Annotated in this window: 13 protein-coding genes; 4 read left to right on the forward strand and 9 right to left on the reverse strand. The window is 43.3% G+C overall.

The annotated features are described in order from the left end of the window. Positions 1 to 197: 197 nt before the first annotated feature. Genes GWK08_RS07000 through GWK08_RS07010 form a run of 3 tightly spaced genes read right to left on the reverse strand, consistent with a single transcriptional unit; the run spans position 198 to position 3,337 of the window. Complete coding sequence (locus GWK08_RS07000) at positions 198 to 1,895, reverse strand: sodium:solute symporter family protein (protein WP_163606177.1); 1,698 nt, start codon at positions 1,893 to 1,895, stop codon at positions 198 to 200. 2 nt (positions 1,896 to 1,897) lie between these two features. Then, positions 1,898 to 2,152 carry a DUF4212 domain-containing protein gene (locus GWK08_RS07005; protein ID WP_163606178.1) on the reverse strand — a complete coding sequence of 85 codons (255 nt, stop codon included), beginning with the start codon at positions 2,150 to 2,152 and terminating at the stop codon, positions 1,898 to 1,900. A 12-nt stretch (positions 2,153 to 2,164) separates the two neighbouring features. Further along, complete coding sequence (locus GWK08_RS07010) at positions 2,165 to 3,337, reverse strand: serine hydrolase domain-containing protein (protein WP_163606179.1); 1,173 nt, start codon at positions 3,335 to 3,337, stop codon at positions 2,165 to 2,167. A 125-nt stretch (positions 3,338 to 3,462) separates the two neighbouring features. Here GWK08_RS07010 and GWK08_RS07015 point away from each other — a divergent pair, with 125 nt between their 5' ends. From GWK08_RS07015 to GWK08_RS07030, 4 genes are all read left to right on the forward strand, one after another. Next, positions 3,463 to 4,617 (forward strand): methionine aminotransferase, encoded by a 1,155-nt coding sequence (locus GWK08_RS07015; RefSeq protein ID WP_204336004.1) that lies wholly within the window; start codon positions 3,463 to 3,465, stop codon positions 4,615 to 4,617. Between the two features lie 85 nt (positions 4,618 to 4,702). After that, positions 4,703 to 4,960, forward strand: coding sequence for a type II toxin-antitoxin system ParD family antitoxin (locus tag GWK08_RS07020; RefSeq protein WP_163606180.1), 258 nt, complete (start codon positions 4,703 to 4,705; stop codon positions 4,958 to 4,960). After that, positions 4,947 to 5,240, forward strand: a complete 294-nt coding sequence (locus GWK08_RS07025; RefSeq protein WP_163606181.1) for a type II toxin-antitoxin system RelE/ParE family toxin — start codon at positions 4,947 to 4,949, stop codon at positions 5,238 to 5,240. Before GWK08_RS07020 ends, GWK08_RS07025 begins: the two co-directional genes overlap by 14 nt. Positions 5,241 to 5,275: 35 nt before the next feature. Then, entirely contained in the window at positions 5,276 to 6,970 is a 1,695-nt protein-coding gene (locus GWK08_RS07030; RefSeq protein ID WP_163606182.1) for an ABC transporter ATP-binding protein, read from the forward strand. Positions 6,971 to 7,139: 169 nt separating this feature from the next. Here GWK08_RS07030 and GWK08_RS07035 read toward each other — a convergent pair whose 3' ends face one another. The 6 genes from GWK08_RS07035 to GWK08_RS07060 all read right to left on the reverse strand — a co-directional run bounded on the left by GWK08_RS07035 (position 7,140) and on the right by GWK08_RS07060 (position 13,148). After that, positions 7,140 to 7,292 (reverse strand): hypothetical protein, encoded by a 153-nt coding sequence (locus tag GWK08_RS07035; RefSeq protein WP_163606183.1) that lies wholly within the window; start codon positions 7,290 to 7,292, stop codon positions 7,140 to 7,142. A gap of 178 nt (positions 7,293 to 7,470) precedes the next feature. Beyond that, positions 7,471 to 8,124, reverse strand: coding sequence for a CoA transferase subunit B (locus tag GWK08_RS07040; RefSeq protein WP_163606184.1), 654 nt, complete (start codon positions 8,122 to 8,124; stop codon positions 7,471 to 7,473). Positions 8,125 to 8,334: 210 nt separating this feature from the next. Next, positions 8,335 to 9,036, reverse strand: a complete 702-nt coding sequence (locus GWK08_RS07045; RefSeq protein ID WP_163606185.1) for a CoA transferase subunit A — start codon at positions 9,034 to 9,036, stop codon at positions 8,335 to 8,337. Positions 9,037 to 9,158: 122 nt separating this feature from the next. After that, the gene (locus tag GWK08_RS07050) at positions 9,159 to 11,492 is read right to left on the reverse strand and encodes a penicillin-binding protein 1A (RefSeq protein WP_163606186.1); all 2,334 of its coding nucleotides are present in this window, start codon (positions 11,490 to 11,492) and stop codon (positions 9,159 to 9,161) included. Positions 11,493 to 11,499: 7 nt separating this feature from the next. Beyond that, complete coding sequence (locus GWK08_RS07055) at positions 11,500 to 11,985, reverse strand: gliding motility lipoprotein GldH (protein ID WP_163606187.1); 486 nt, start codon at positions 11,983 to 11,985, stop codon at positions 11,500 to 11,502. Then, positions 11,985 to 13,148, reverse strand: a complete 1,164-nt coding sequence (locus GWK08_RS07060) for a PSP1 domain-containing protein (RefSeq protein WP_163606188.1) — start codon at positions 13,146 to 13,148, stop codon at positions 11,985 to 11,987. The genes GWK08_RS07055 and GWK08_RS07060 overlap by 1 nt, the downstream gene beginning before the upstream one ends. Between the last annotated feature and the right edge of the window lie 23 nt (positions 13,149 to 13,171).

Consider the following 13,171-nt stretch of genomic DNA (forward strand, 5'->3'; position numbering starts at 1 on the left):
AAAATTCTCCTCCTTTTGAAGGAGGAGTGGATTCCGTTTCAGGAATCTGTAACGGAAGACGAGGTGGTTCTCTACACCCCTCTTGTTTTCTCCCCTCAAAGGGAGAACAAAATCCTCAAGGGGACATTACTAACCGCTAATTGCTAAAAGCTAACCACCAACAACTAAAAACCAGCAACCAACAACTAACCGCTAAATCAATGCTCTACGGCATCTCCGGCGCCTTTAGGAATACGGATATCCTCTACAATAGCAACTACCTCGGCAGGAGGTTTGGGAGTAAAAGCAGATATAAGAATGGAGATCCCAAAATTCAGTAGCATTCCGATAGTCCCGAAACCTTCGGGAGAGATCCCGAACCACCAGTTATCCGGACCGCTGTTCTCTTCACTTCCTATCCAGTGCAGTTTAAACCGTGCAATATAGTAAAGCGTGATCCCCAGGCCGAATACCATTCCGGCAATAGCGCCTTCTTTGTTCATTCTTTTTGAAAAGATCCCCATTACAATGGCGGGGAAAAAGGAAGCCGCAGCAAGGCCGAATGCCAGGGCCACTACAGAGGCGACGAATCCCGGTGGGTTGATCCCGAAATAACCGGCAATACAAACCGCAATAACAGCAGCTCCTCTTGCTGCCCATAGTTCTCCTTTTTCGGATATGCCAGGTAAGACCATCTTTTTCAGGAAATCGTGAGAGATAGAGGAGGAGATCACCAGTAACAATCCGGCAGCCGTAGAGAGTGCCGCTGCCAGGCCTCCGGCAGCCACCAGGGCAATAACCCAGTTCGGCAATCTTGCAATTTCGGGATTGGCCAATACCATAATATCCCGGTCTATCGTGAGTTCGTTGGCGGAAGCATCCGCAACATATTGTATTTTCCCGTCTCCGTTCTTATCGTCATAAGTAAGCAGGCCTGTTGTTTCCCATTTGGTAAACCATTCGGGCATGTCTTTATATTCCTTATCGCTTACGGTCTCGATTAAATTGGTCCTGGCAAAAACCGCAATAGCCGGAGCCGTGGTATAAAGTACAGCAATAAAGATGAGTGCGTATAATGCCGATTTTCGCGCATCCTTTACCCTGGGAACCGTAAAAAAGCGAACGATCACATGAGGTAAGCCGGCAGTTCCGAGCATCAGGGCCGCTGTTATAAAAAATACGTCTATAGTAGATTTGCTTCCGGAAGTATATTCGTGAAAACCAAGCTCCCGGTGCAAGCCGTCAAGTTTATCCAGCAGATAGGTCCCGTCGGTACCGCTTCCTCCAAAACCTAATTGAGGAACGGGGTTTCCAGCCATCTGAATAGATATAAAAATAGCGGGAACCATAAAAGCAAAAATAAGTACACAGTACTGGGCCACCTGGGTATAGGTAATACCTTTCATTCCTCCGAGTACCGCATAGAACAATACGATAATCATTCCTATGATCACACCGGTATTAACATCGACTTCCAGGAAGCGGGAAAAAACCACTCCTACTCCCCGCATCTGTCCGGCCACATAGGTAAAAGAGACGAATAAGGCACAAATGACCGCCACTCCCCTTGCGATATTGGAATAATAGCGATCTCCAATAAAATCGGGGACCGTAAACTTACCGAACTTCCTCAGATAGGGTGCCAGCAAGAGAGCCAGCAGCACATAACCTCCGGTCCATCCCATAAGATATACCGAGCCGTCATAACCGGCAAAGGAAATGATCCCTGCCATGGAAATAAAGGAAGCTGCAGACATCCAGTCGGCAGCAGTTGCCATTCCGTTTGCCAGGGGAGAAACTCCTCCGCCTGCTACATAAAAATCTTTGGTAGATGCCGCCTTCGACCAGATAGCGATCCCGATATAGAGCAGGAAAGTAATAACAACAATGAGGTAGGTCCAGCTTTGAATATCCATATCTATTCGTCCAGGTTATATTTTTTATCAAGCTTGTTCATTAAGCGGACATATACGAAAATAAGAATGACAAAAACATAGATAGATCCCTGTTGTGCAAACCAGAATCCCAGTTTAAAACCTCCCAGCCGGATGCTGTTCAGCTCATCTACCAACAGGATCCCGAAGCCGTAAGATACCAGAAACCAGATACTCAAAAGTATAGCCAGGTATTTAAGGTTCTCCTTCCAGTATGCCTTTCTGCTGTCTTTATTCATTGTAACAGGATATTATAGAGCATCCATCACCTTCTTTACAAACTCTCCTATTTTAGAAGGTTCTAGCCAGCGGGTTACGATCACCAGGTCGTGTTCTTTATCAACTACAATAAAGTTCCCTCCGAAACCGGCTGCATAGTATATGTCTTCTGAAACGCCTTCCCAATGTCTGGGTCCTTTTTTATTGAGCCACCACATGTATCCGTAGTTTACATTTGCCTGTGATGGAGTGATCGCCTTTTCAATCCAGGATTTACTCAGCAACTGTTTTCCATTCCATTTTCCGTCATTCAGGAATAAGAGTCCGAAACGGGCATGATCTTCAGTGTTGATAAAGAGTCCTCCGCCTGAATGCCCTCCACCGGTAACCGATTGCATTTTTATTCCGTCTACATTTACCCAGGCATTGTCATAACCATACCATCTCCAGGTAGTGGAAGCACCGATAGGGTCCATGATCTTTTCCTTTAAAACCATAGGTAATGGCTTTCTCAAAACTTGTAATAAGGAATAGGCAAGGAGGTTAACACGAACGTCGTTATATTCGAAAACCGTTCCGGGTTCATTATAGGTCCTGTTCTTCCAGTCGTCCAGGTCGCCGTTTCTCGGAGGACGGTCTGCCCAGTCATGTCCGCCCCAAAGGGTTCCGGACCAGTCTGACGACTGCGTAAGCAGGTGATCCCAGTTTATTTTGGAGTTATGGGCACCGTTAAAGCTTCCGTCCCATACATAATTCCTGACCGGATCGTTTACCGAAGCGATCAGCTTCTCATCAACGGCCAGACCGGCTACGGTAGACAGGTAACTTTTGGTTACACTAAAGGTCATGTCCACTTTTTTGAGGTCGCCCCATTTGGCAATGACATAACCGTTTTTCAGGATCATCCCGGCAGGACCTCCCCTTTTTTCGGTGGGGCCTGAAATCTTGTGAAAAGGCTCACGTGCAAAGCTTCTCAGAATGGCTATTCTCAGATCTCTCGACCCGGAATATTCGTTCTGCTCCGCAAAGGAAACGGCCTCATTGATCTTAGCGGTATTTATGGAAAAAGATGCCGGAGTACGTTCCTGCCAGTTAGCATTCCGTTCCGGAAAATAATTGTTGTTCTGAGCATTAATGATTAAAGAAAAAGCAAAAGTCAGAAGCAAAAAAGTCGTATGTTTTTTTGCTTTTTTCGAAAGGTACATGTGTTTATTCATTTTAAAAAGATGAATTAGTGCAATTTTAACAGTCTTAAATGTACGTATCATTTTAGGAAACTAAAAAATAATATACTTTTATCATACAATCGTTTAAAAATGTAATATTAAGCATGTCAGTTCATTCCATCAGCTTTCAATCCAAGCTTCCCAATATCCAGACCAATATATTCACCATCATGAGTAGACTGGCTGCAGAGCACCAGGCCCTGAACTTATCTCAGGGGTTCCCTAATTTCCCGTCCGAACCGGCCTTAAAAGCCCTGGTTTCTGAGGCTATGGCAGCCGGACATAACCAATATGCGCCTATGCCCGGAATACCGGAGTTAAGGGAAGTTATAGTTCAAAAAATGGAGTTGTTATACGGCGCCACTTACGATCCGGAAACAGAGGTTACCGTAACTGTCGGTGCTTCTCAGGCTATATACAATATCATTTCATCTTTCGTATCGCCTGGCGATGAGGTTATTATTTTTAAACCGGCTTACGACTGTTATGAGCCTGTTACCGAATTGCACGGAGGAAAACCGGTGCTCATTCAGTTAAGGCCTGACTTTTCAGTGGACTGGGAAGAAGTAAAACAGAAAATATCTCCTAAAACCAGGATGATCATTATTAACAGTCCGCACAATCCCAGTGGTTCTATTTTGTCCAGGGAAGATATGCTGACATTGGAATCTCTCCTGAAGGATACCGATATTATCCTGCTGAGCGACGAGGTATACGAACATATTATTTTTGACGGGGAGCAGCATCAGAGCGCTGCACTCTTTCCGGGACTGGCAGAACGTGCTTTTATAACTATTTCTCTGGGGAAGACCTTCCACAACACCGGATGGAAAGTCGGCTATTGTTTAGCTCCTGCCCCTTTGATGCACGAATTGAGGAAGACCCACCAGTTTAATGTGTTCTGTGTAGACCATCCCATGCAAAAAGCTTATGCCGCTTATATGAAAGAAGCCGAAAATTATATGGGGCTAAGCAGTTTTTACCAGCAAAAGAGGGATTACTTTCTCGATCTGATAAAGACCTCAAGGTTTAGCTTTACCCCTGCCAAAGGAACTTATTTTCAGCTACTCGATTACTCGCGTATTACCGATGAGGCCGATACCGAGTTTGCGAGCCGCCTGGTGAGGGAAAAGAAACTTGCAGCTATTCCTATTTCTGTATTCAATATGAACAATGCAGATAATAAAGTGTTGCGTTTCTGTTTTGCCAAGACGGATGAGACCCTGGAAAAAGCTGCAGAAATTATTTGTAGTATTTAAACAAAAACAGGGTTTTTCATTTGAATGCCTGTTTGTTTTTGGTGCAAAATAGCACTATATTGCATCAGATGTTAAATTGATTGAAATGAGCACAGTACGAAAATCAATAACCTTTACCGAACAACAGGACAACTGGATCAGGATACAGGTACAAAAGGGTGATTATACCAATGACAGTGAATATATCCGGGATCTGGTAAGAAGAGATCAGGCTCAAAATAAGAAGCTTATGGATCTCAATAATGCCATTGAAGAAGGCTTTAACAGCGGTATTAGCGATAAAAGTATTTCCGATATCCGGAAAGAAGTGAAAAAAACAATGAAAGATAATGGGGAGCTATAAGCTTTCGGGAGCTGCTGCCAGTGATATTGCCGGTATTTTCAGATTTGGAATAAGAAAGTTTGGCCTGGGTATGGCCGACAAATATTTAGATGAACTGGAAGCACTCTTTAAAGAGTTACCTGATCGCCCGGAATTAGCCGGTGACGCTTCTGTTTTTGCGCATAATCTTAAATACTATAGATACAAGGCTCATGTTCTTTTCTATATAATGGAAGAACCGGGGCGTATTTTTATTATTAGAGTACTGGGGAAACGAATGGATTTTATCAGGCATTTATAGAAAGAACGACAAACAAAAAGATATACATTTATCATATGCCCAAAACACTTTTAACCGTAAAAGATCTAAGTATCGGATTTAAGACCGATGGTAACTTCAGGGATGTTGTCGAGGGTATTTCCTTTTCGCTTCAGGAAAATGAGATCCTGGGTATTGTCGGGGAGTCGGGTAGCGGAAAGTCCGTTTCTTCTCTCGCCCTTTTAGGTTTACTTCCCAAAGGTATTTCCAGGATCAGTAAAGGAGAGGTCCTCTTTGAAGACCGGGATCTGACCGGACTTCCGGAAAAGGATTTCAAACTGATAAGAGGCTCCGAGATAAGTATGATCTTTCAGGAACCCATGAGTTCACTCAACCCCTCTCTTAGTTGTGGTTTCCAGGTGATGGAGATCCTACTACAACACACTTCCCTCAGCCGGAAACAGGCAAAGGAAGAAACAATTGCTCTTTTCGATAAGGTAAAATTACCGGAACCTGAACGGATCTTCGAAAGTTATCCGCATCAGATCAGCGGAGGGCAGAAGCAAAGGGTTATGATTGCAATGGCTATTGCGTGTAAACCGAAAATACTTATTGCAGATGAGCCCACCACCGCCCTGGATGTGACGGTTCAGAAAGAGATCATTGCATTGCTAAAATCACTTCAGCAGGAAACCGGGATGAGCATTATTTTTATCTCACACGACCTGAACCTGGTCTCCGAAATTGCCGATCGCGTTCTGGTCATGTACAAAGGCTCTATAGTTGAACAGGGAGAAGCTGAGAAGGTATTTAAGGAACCTCAGCACAATTATACGCAGGCATTATTAAGCTCAAAACCTCCATTGGATAAACGGCTTAAAAAGCTTCCGGTTATCCAGGATTTTATGGACGGGCATTTTTCGGAGGAGATCATTTCTGCCGAAGACCGGAAAAAGCATCATAAAGAATTATACGATCAGCCTCCCTTGCTGGAAGTCATCGATGTAGAAAAAGAATATATCACCAAAGCCGGTTTATTTTCCAAAAAAACGAGCTTTAAGGCCGTAAACGGCATCAGTTTTAAACTATATGAAGGAGAAACTCTCGGACTGGTAGGGGAAAGCGGATGCGGAAAATCTACGCTGGGGAATGCTATCCTGCAACTCGACAAGGCAACAGCAGGGAGCATCCTGTACAGAGGAAGGGATATCAGCGGTTTAAAAAAAGAAGAGATCCGGAAACTGAGAAAAGAAATACAGGTTATTTTTCAGGATCCCTATTCCTCCCTGAACCCGAGGATACCCATCGGAAAAGCTATTTCCGAACCTATGAAGGTGCACGGTCTATACGAAAATGACCGCAGCCGGAAGGAAAAGACCATTGAGATCCTGGAGGCAGTAGGTTTGCAGGCAGATCACTATAACCGTTATCCGCATGAATTCAGTGGAGGTCAGCGACAGCGAATAGGAATAGCGCGGACTATCGGTCTTCAGCCTAAACTCATTATCTGCGACGAATCTGTCTCTGCCCTGGACATATCGGTTCAGGCCCAGGTTTTAAATCTCTTAAATGAACTAAAGGAAAACTTCGGTTTTACCTATATTTTTATTTCCCATGATCTTTCGGTAGTGAAGTTTATGTCCGATCAGTTGCTGGTTATGAATGAGGGGAAAATAGAAGAACTCGGAGATGCAGATCATATCTACGACCAGCCTTCCAGAGCTTATACAAAGAAATTGATTGATGCGATACCTAAGGGGATGAAAAAATAACGTGAGTTCGAAGAGAAATAAAGACTAAACAAACATAATTACATAAACAATTTAAGTCACGGTTGACTACCTAGTTGAAGGTTTAGTTATTTAGGGGCTTCTCAACTAAGCAAGCTTGACGCTTAATTCGGGGCAAAAAAAGGTTCAAACTCACGTTATTCGGTAAATGTCATAACATAAATACTTTTCTGGTAATTACCAGTAAGTTCTTCATGAATAATAGCGTTGAATTGATACCATCGGTAAAAGAATCTATCTGATCTTCTACACGGTTTACTTTGATGTTCAACCTCGTGGGTTTTGGGTATAATTTTGTTCTCATAATAGCAAGTTTTGGGACAAAAACTTGGTCAAACATAAAAAATAAAAATCAAATCATCGATAAAAAGTCTAAAAAAATCGATGAAATGCACGTTTTATTCACAATTTTTCGTTGATAACCCAAAAAAAAGCGATGATCTCTCATCGCTTTTCTATATCTAAAATCTCCCGAAATGCCTTTAAATACTCATCTCCGGGATATCTCCTTCAATAATTAGTGCTCCTTCGGTAGCATTTTCTATTTCTTCCACCGATACACCGGGTGCCCTTTCAAGGAGTTTAAAGCCGTTTTCGGTTACTTCCATCACAGCAAGATTGGTTACCACCTTCTTTACGCAATTCACTCCTGTAAGCGGGAGTGAGCATTGCTTAAGTAATTTTGACTGCCCTGCTTTATTGGTATGCATCATGGCCACAATAATATTCTCTGCAGAAGCCACCAGGTCCATTGCTCCTCCCATTCCCTTAACCATTTTTCCGGGGATCTTCCAATTGGCAATATCTCCGTTCTCCGCCACTTCCATAGCACCGAGAATGGTAAGGTCTACATGTTTCCCTCTGATCATCCCAAAACTAAGTGCAGAATCAAAAAAGGAAGCTCCAGGCAGGGTAGTGATCGTTTGTTTCCCGGCATTGATAATATCGGCATCTTCTTCCCCTTCATACGGAAAAGGTCCCATCCCCAGAACACCGTTCTCGCTCTGAAATTCTACTTCTATTCCTTCGGGGATATAGTTAGCCACTAAAGTAGGGATCCCTATTCCGAGATTTACAAAATATCCGTCCTTCAGCTCCTTTGCAATTCGTTTTGCAATTCCTGTTTTATCAAGCATACTTGTAATAGTTCTTTAATGTGTTAATTTGATGATTTTTCAATGCGTTAATTTGAAAATTATGCTTTTTTTGAAGTAGCAATGATCTTCGAAATAACTTTAATGATCGATTTCAACTCTTCTTTCAGGTCCTGTGAAGGGTTTGGATAGAGAATAGATCAGTTTCGTAATAACATTTTTCCTACCCCCTCTCATCTCCAAATCGGAAAATTAAGTGCGTTGTCTTACCGTTCGTTGTTCTATCCTCTTTTCAAACTTTTTTCCCTGGAAAATCCTCTGGACAAAGATCCCGGGAATATGAACATGATCAGGATTGAGTTCGCCTGCAGGTACCAGTTCTTCCACTTCGGCCACTGTTATTTTTGCGGCTCCGCACATACAGGGATTAAAGTTCCGGGCAGTTCCCTTAAAAATAAGGTTTCCGGCTTCATCTCCTTTCCAGGCTTTCACAAAGGCAAAATCTGCTTTAAAGGCCTCTTCCAGCACATACATCTTTCCGTTAAACTCCCTGGTCTCTTTTCCTTCGGCTACTTCCGTTCCGTATCCTGCCGGCGTATAAAAGGCCGGAAAACCTCCCTGAGCCGCTCTGCAACGCTCTGCCAGGGTTCCCTGAGGAACAAGCTCTACATCGAGTTCTCCGCTCAGCATCTGCCGTTCAAACTCATCGTTCTCGCCTACATAAGAGGATATCATTTTTTTGATCTGATGATTCTGTAGTAATAATCCAAGCCCGAAATCATCTACTCCTGCATTATTGGAAATACAGGTTACATTTTTAACTCCCAGTCGTACTAATTCTGCTATACTGTTTTCCGGTATTCCGCATAACCCGAAGCCTCCAAGCATAAAAGTCATATTGTCTTTTACCCCGGAAAGGGCCTCCTGCACCGAATGCACCTTCTTGTTGATCATCTAAAAATATTTTGAGTGAAAATTACGAAATTCTGCAGGAAAGTCTGTTTTATTTAATAAAATTTAAACAGCTAAAAAAGAGATAAAATAAAAAACGGCGCCCGAAGCGCCGCAGTATTTTTTTAGAAGTCCAGATCGTCCAGATCCTTGTCTATATTGAGTTTATCTTTTTCCGGTTTTTTAGTACAATCTACATTGATCGTCAACTCTTCCGGTTTTTCAAAATCTTCTTTGGAAACTCCTAGTTCAGCATCGGCATAACACTTCTGCATATACAATGCCCAGATAGGGAGTGACATACTCGCCCCCTGACCGTAGGTGATCGATTTAAAGTGAGTGGCTCTGTCTTCTCCGCCAACCCAGACCCCGGTTACCAGGTTAGGTACCATTCCCATAAACCAACCGTCACTCTGGTTCTGGGTAGTTCCCGTTTTTCCGGCTATAGGGTTATCAAATTTATAGGGATATCCGGTGATGATCTCTTTATAAACGGTCTCGTTCTGTGCAAAGTCATGCCTCAGTCTTCTTCCCGATCCTGCATCGGCAACACCCTGCATCAGGTTTACAGTTGTATATGCTACTTCCCTGCTCATCACATCCCTGGTTTCCGGAACGTATTCGAAAAGGACGGTCCCGTTCTTATCCTCAATACGGGTGATCATTACAGGTTTTACATATACTCCCTGATTGGCAAAAGTACCATAGGCCCCCACCATTTCATAAACGGTAATGTCCGGTGTCCCCAAAGCAATGGAAGGAACTTCCAGGATATCGGAAGTGATCCCCAGTTTCCTGGCAAGGTTAACAACCGGCGCCGGCCCTACCTCATCCATTAATCGGGCAGTGATGGTATTGGTAGATTCTGCCAGACCATTTTTAAGGGTTTTCATTTCCCCGCTATACTCGCCGTTGGAGTTCTTAGGACACCAGGCTTCCACATTTCCGTATTTATTAGCTTCAATACAGTGATAAACATCGGGCAGGGAATCACAAGGCGACAAATGCAACTGATCTATGGCCGTTGCATATACAAACGGCTTAAAAGTAGATCCGGCCTGACGGGCTCCCTGAATTACCTGATCGTATTTAAAGTGTTTATAATCGGTACCTCCTACCCACGCCTTAACATGTCCGGTTCTGGGTTCCATAGACATCATTCCTGTTCTCAGGAAGTGCTTGTAGTACTTAATGGAATCGAGAGGTGTCATTATGGTATCTATCGTACCTTTCCAGCTAAATATCGTCATATCGGTCTTCTTGGTAAAAGAAGCCCTGATCTCTTTTTCGGTCTTCCCCTGCTCTTTCATTACCCTCCATCTCTCCGACTGCCTCATGGCGCGGTTATAGATATTCTGGATCTCCTCATTGGTCACCCCCACAAAAGGTGCTGTAGGGTTTCTTTTAGCCGTATTCTGAACAAAAAACTCGGCCTGAAGCTGTTTCATATGCTCTATCACCGCTTCTTCGGCATACTGCTGCATTCTCGAATCGATGGTGGTATAGATCTTTAATCCGTCCAGGGAAAGGTTGTAAAAAGAACCGTCTTCCTTGGGGTTGTTCCTTATCCAGTTCTTCATAAAACTATTCCTCACATATTCCCTGAAATAGGTAGCAAGACCTTCATCATGGGTTTCGGGTGAGAAATTGATCTTTAAAGGAAGTTGCTGAAGGGAATCTTTTTCCTCTTTGGAGATATAGTCATTCTTTTCCATTTGCTTAAAGACCTGATTCCTTCGCATAAGCGATTTCTTTTTGGAGATCTCTCTGTGCGGATTGTACTGTCTCGGGTTTTTAAGCATGGCAACCAATACGGCCGCTTCTTCTATTTTCAGGTCTTTGGGTTCTTTTCCGAAATATATCCTGGAAGCCGATCTGATCCCTACGGCATTAAAGATAAAGTCCTGTTTGTTGAGATACATGGCAATGATCTCGTTCTTGGTATACTGTCTTTCCAGGCGGATGGCAATGACCCATTCCTTTATTTTCTGAGTGTATCTTCTCCAGCCTTTGGTGCTGGTTCCGTGAAACAATAATTTTGCAAGCTGCTGGGTAATGGTACTGGCTCCTCCTCTTCTTCCGAGGAAGGCAAAAGCTCTTATCGTTCCCCTGGCATCAATTCCCGAATGGCTGTAGTATCGCTCATCTTCGGTAGCTACCAAAGCATCTACAAGGTGTTGCGGCAGATCCGAAAAAGCTACCGGTGTTCTGTTCTCACTAAGGTAGTATTTTCCGAGAGTCTTCCCATCAGATGAAATAAGCTCGGAAGCCAGATTGGTCTTGGGGTTTTCAAGTTCTTCAAAAGTAGGCATAGGGCCAAAAACTCCCCATGAGGCCAGTAAAAAAAGAAGAATTAAGATTCCGACTCCGGCGGCAAAAGAACGCCAGAACCAAATGATGTATCTTCTGAAACCCGGTTGTTCTTTTACTTCTTTCTTATTTTTTGCTGATTTGGCCATAACTTAATTATTGTTTAGGTGTAGTCTCTATTTTAATTCCGACATCTTTGACCCCTTCAAGGGAATTCAAGCCTTCCACTGTACCATTTATACGCATTGCGTGAGCTATCTGGACGTTATAAGTTCCTGAATTGGGGAAAATTATGTTTTCTTTATACCATAATTTGCTTTCTTTTAACGAAGTGAAGCCTTTTCCAAGCCATTCGCCGTTTGGTTTGGCCATTTCGTATTCCAGGGTATCGGAAACAATATTCCCGTCCGGGAAATTCATCTTAACGATCAGGAAGAGGTTGCTGAATTTATAGTCCTCGTTATTCCTGAGGTTGATAAAAATATTGTAGTTATTGATCGTATCCGGAGCAGGAAAGGAAAAGTTTAGTTCCTGGTCCTTATCCCAACCGTTTGAAACAGACTGATATTCGGAAAAAACGCTTTTAGAATCGCAGGATGCGAGGAGGATGATACAGGTAATTAAAAGGCATTTTTTTAGCATTATCGTGAATTCTTTTTTGGATTTCTTCGCTTTTTGTTCTTGTTCCTGTTTCGTCCCCTGTTCCTTTTCTTGGGAGTATCAAAACGAGTCAGGCTGTCCTGACCTACAACGTTTTCAAATTCTTTTTTATTATCATCGATGATCTCAAGAGCGTATTCTTCCAGACTCGGGACCTTTTTTCCCTTCTCGTTATAAGAGACGATCTCGTTTACCTGCTCTACCTTCAGCTTATGCCAGTTAATGCTGTTTTCTTCATAGGCATACCAGAGAAGACCTTTAAAAATATCTATTTTTTGGCAGCTTGCTTTTCCTTTTTCGGTTTGCAGGCGAACATCACTTTTCGGAAATTCCTGAAGCGCATCCAGGTAAGCATCCAGTTCGTAATTCAGGCAACATTTCAGTTTCCCGCACTGTCCTGCAAGCTTCTGAGGGTTGAGGGATAATTGCTGATAACGTGCTGCTGCCGTATTTACAGATCTGAAATCGGTTAGCCAGGTAGAACAACACAATTCACGCCCGCAGGAACCAACTCCTCCCAGACGTGCAGCTTCCTGCCTGAAACCTATCTGCCTCATTTCAATTCGAATACTGAAGGCCTTGGCCATTTCCTTGATCAGCTGTCTGAAGTCTACCCGGTCATCGGCCGTATAATAGAAAGTAGCCTTGGATCCGTCTCCCTGAAACTCCACATCGGAGATCTTCATCTGAAGTCCCAATGCAATGGCCAGTTCTCTCGATCTTTTCTTTACATCTTCTTCCCGGTCTCTCGACTTTTGCCATACATCTATATCGCGCTGAGAAGCTTTTCTGTAGATCTTCGGAACGGCATCATCATTCCATTCTACTTTCTTTTTCTTCATCTGGATCTTTACCAGTTCTCCGGTAAGGGTAACGATCCCCACATCATGACCCGGAGAAGCTTCTGTAGCTACAATATCCCCGATCGATAACTGATGTTTATCCGTATTTCTGAAGAAAAGTTTTCTGCTATTTTTAAATCTGACCTCCACACAGTCGAAAGGTTTCTGACCTGAAGGGAGGGACATATTGGAAAGCCAATCAAAAACAGTCAATTTATTGCAACCATCGGTCCCGCAAGTTCCATTGTTCTTACACCCCCGTGGCTGTCCATCTTTCCCAGTTGAACAACTGCTGCACCCCATATTTATATATCTTGAGCAACCAG

This window comes from Leptobacterium flavescens, assembly GCF_010671605.1.
GTDB classification, from domain to species: Bacteria; Bacteroidota; Bacteroidia; order Flavobacteriales; family Flavobacteriaceae; genus Leptobacterium; species Leptobacterium flavescens.

What these genes read in the sequence shown, in the direction of transcription:
- GWK08_RS07000 (WP_163606177.1), bottom strand. Translation starts at nt 1,895, where the DNA reads ATGGATATTCAAAGCTGGACCTACCTCATTGTTGTTATTACTTTCCTG.
- GWK08_RS07005 (WP_163606178.1), bottom strand. Translation starts at nt 2,152, where the DNA reads ATGAATAAAGACAGCAGAAAGGCATACTGGAAGGAGAACCTTAAATAC.
- GWK08_RS07010 (WP_163606179.1), bottom strand. Translation starts at nt 3,337, where the DNA reads ATGTACCTTTCGAAAAAAGCAAAAAAACATACGACTTTTTTGCTTCTG.
- GWK08_RS07015 (WP_204336004.1), top strand. Translation starts at nt 3,463, where the DNA reads ATGTCAGTTCATTCCATCAGCTTTCAATCCAAGCTTCCCAATATCCAG.
- GWK08_RS07020 (WP_163606180.1), top strand. Translation starts at nt 4,703, where the DNA reads ATGAGCACAGTACGAAAATCAATAACCTTTACCGAACAACAGGACAAC.
- GWK08_RS07025 (WP_163606181.1), top strand. Translation starts at nt 4,947, where the DNA reads ATGGGGAGCTATAAGCTTTCGGGAGCTGCTGCCAGTGATATTGCCGGT.
- GWK08_RS07030 (WP_163606182.1), top strand. Translation starts at nt 5,276, where the DNA reads ATGCCCAAAACACTTTTAACCGTAAAAGATCTAAGTATCGGATTTAAG.
- GWK08_RS07035 (WP_163606183.1), bottom strand. Translation starts at nt 7,292, where the DNA reads ATGAGAACAAAATTATACCCAAAACCCACGAGGTTGAACATCAAAGTA.
- GWK08_RS07040 (WP_163606184.1), bottom strand. Translation starts at nt 8,124, where the DNA reads ATGCTTGATAAAACAGGAATTGCAAAACGAATTGCAAAGGAGCTGAAG.
- GWK08_RS07045 (WP_163606185.1), bottom strand. Translation starts at nt 9,036, where the DNA reads ATGATCAACAAGAAGGTGCATTCGGTGCAGGAGGCCCTTTCCGGGGTA.
- GWK08_RS07050 (WP_163606186.1), bottom strand. Translation starts at nt 11,492, where the DNA reads ATGGCCAAATCAGCAAAAAATAAGAAAGAAGTAAAAGAACAACCGGGT.
- GWK08_RS07055 (WP_163606187.1), bottom strand. Translation starts at nt 11,985, where the DNA reads ATGCTAAAAAAATGCCTTTTAATTACCTGTATCATCCTCCTCGCATCC.
- GWK08_RS07060 (WP_163606188.1), bottom strand. Translation starts at nt 13,148, where the DNA reads ATGGGGTGCAGCAGTTGTTCAACTGGGAAAGATGGACAGCCACGGGGG.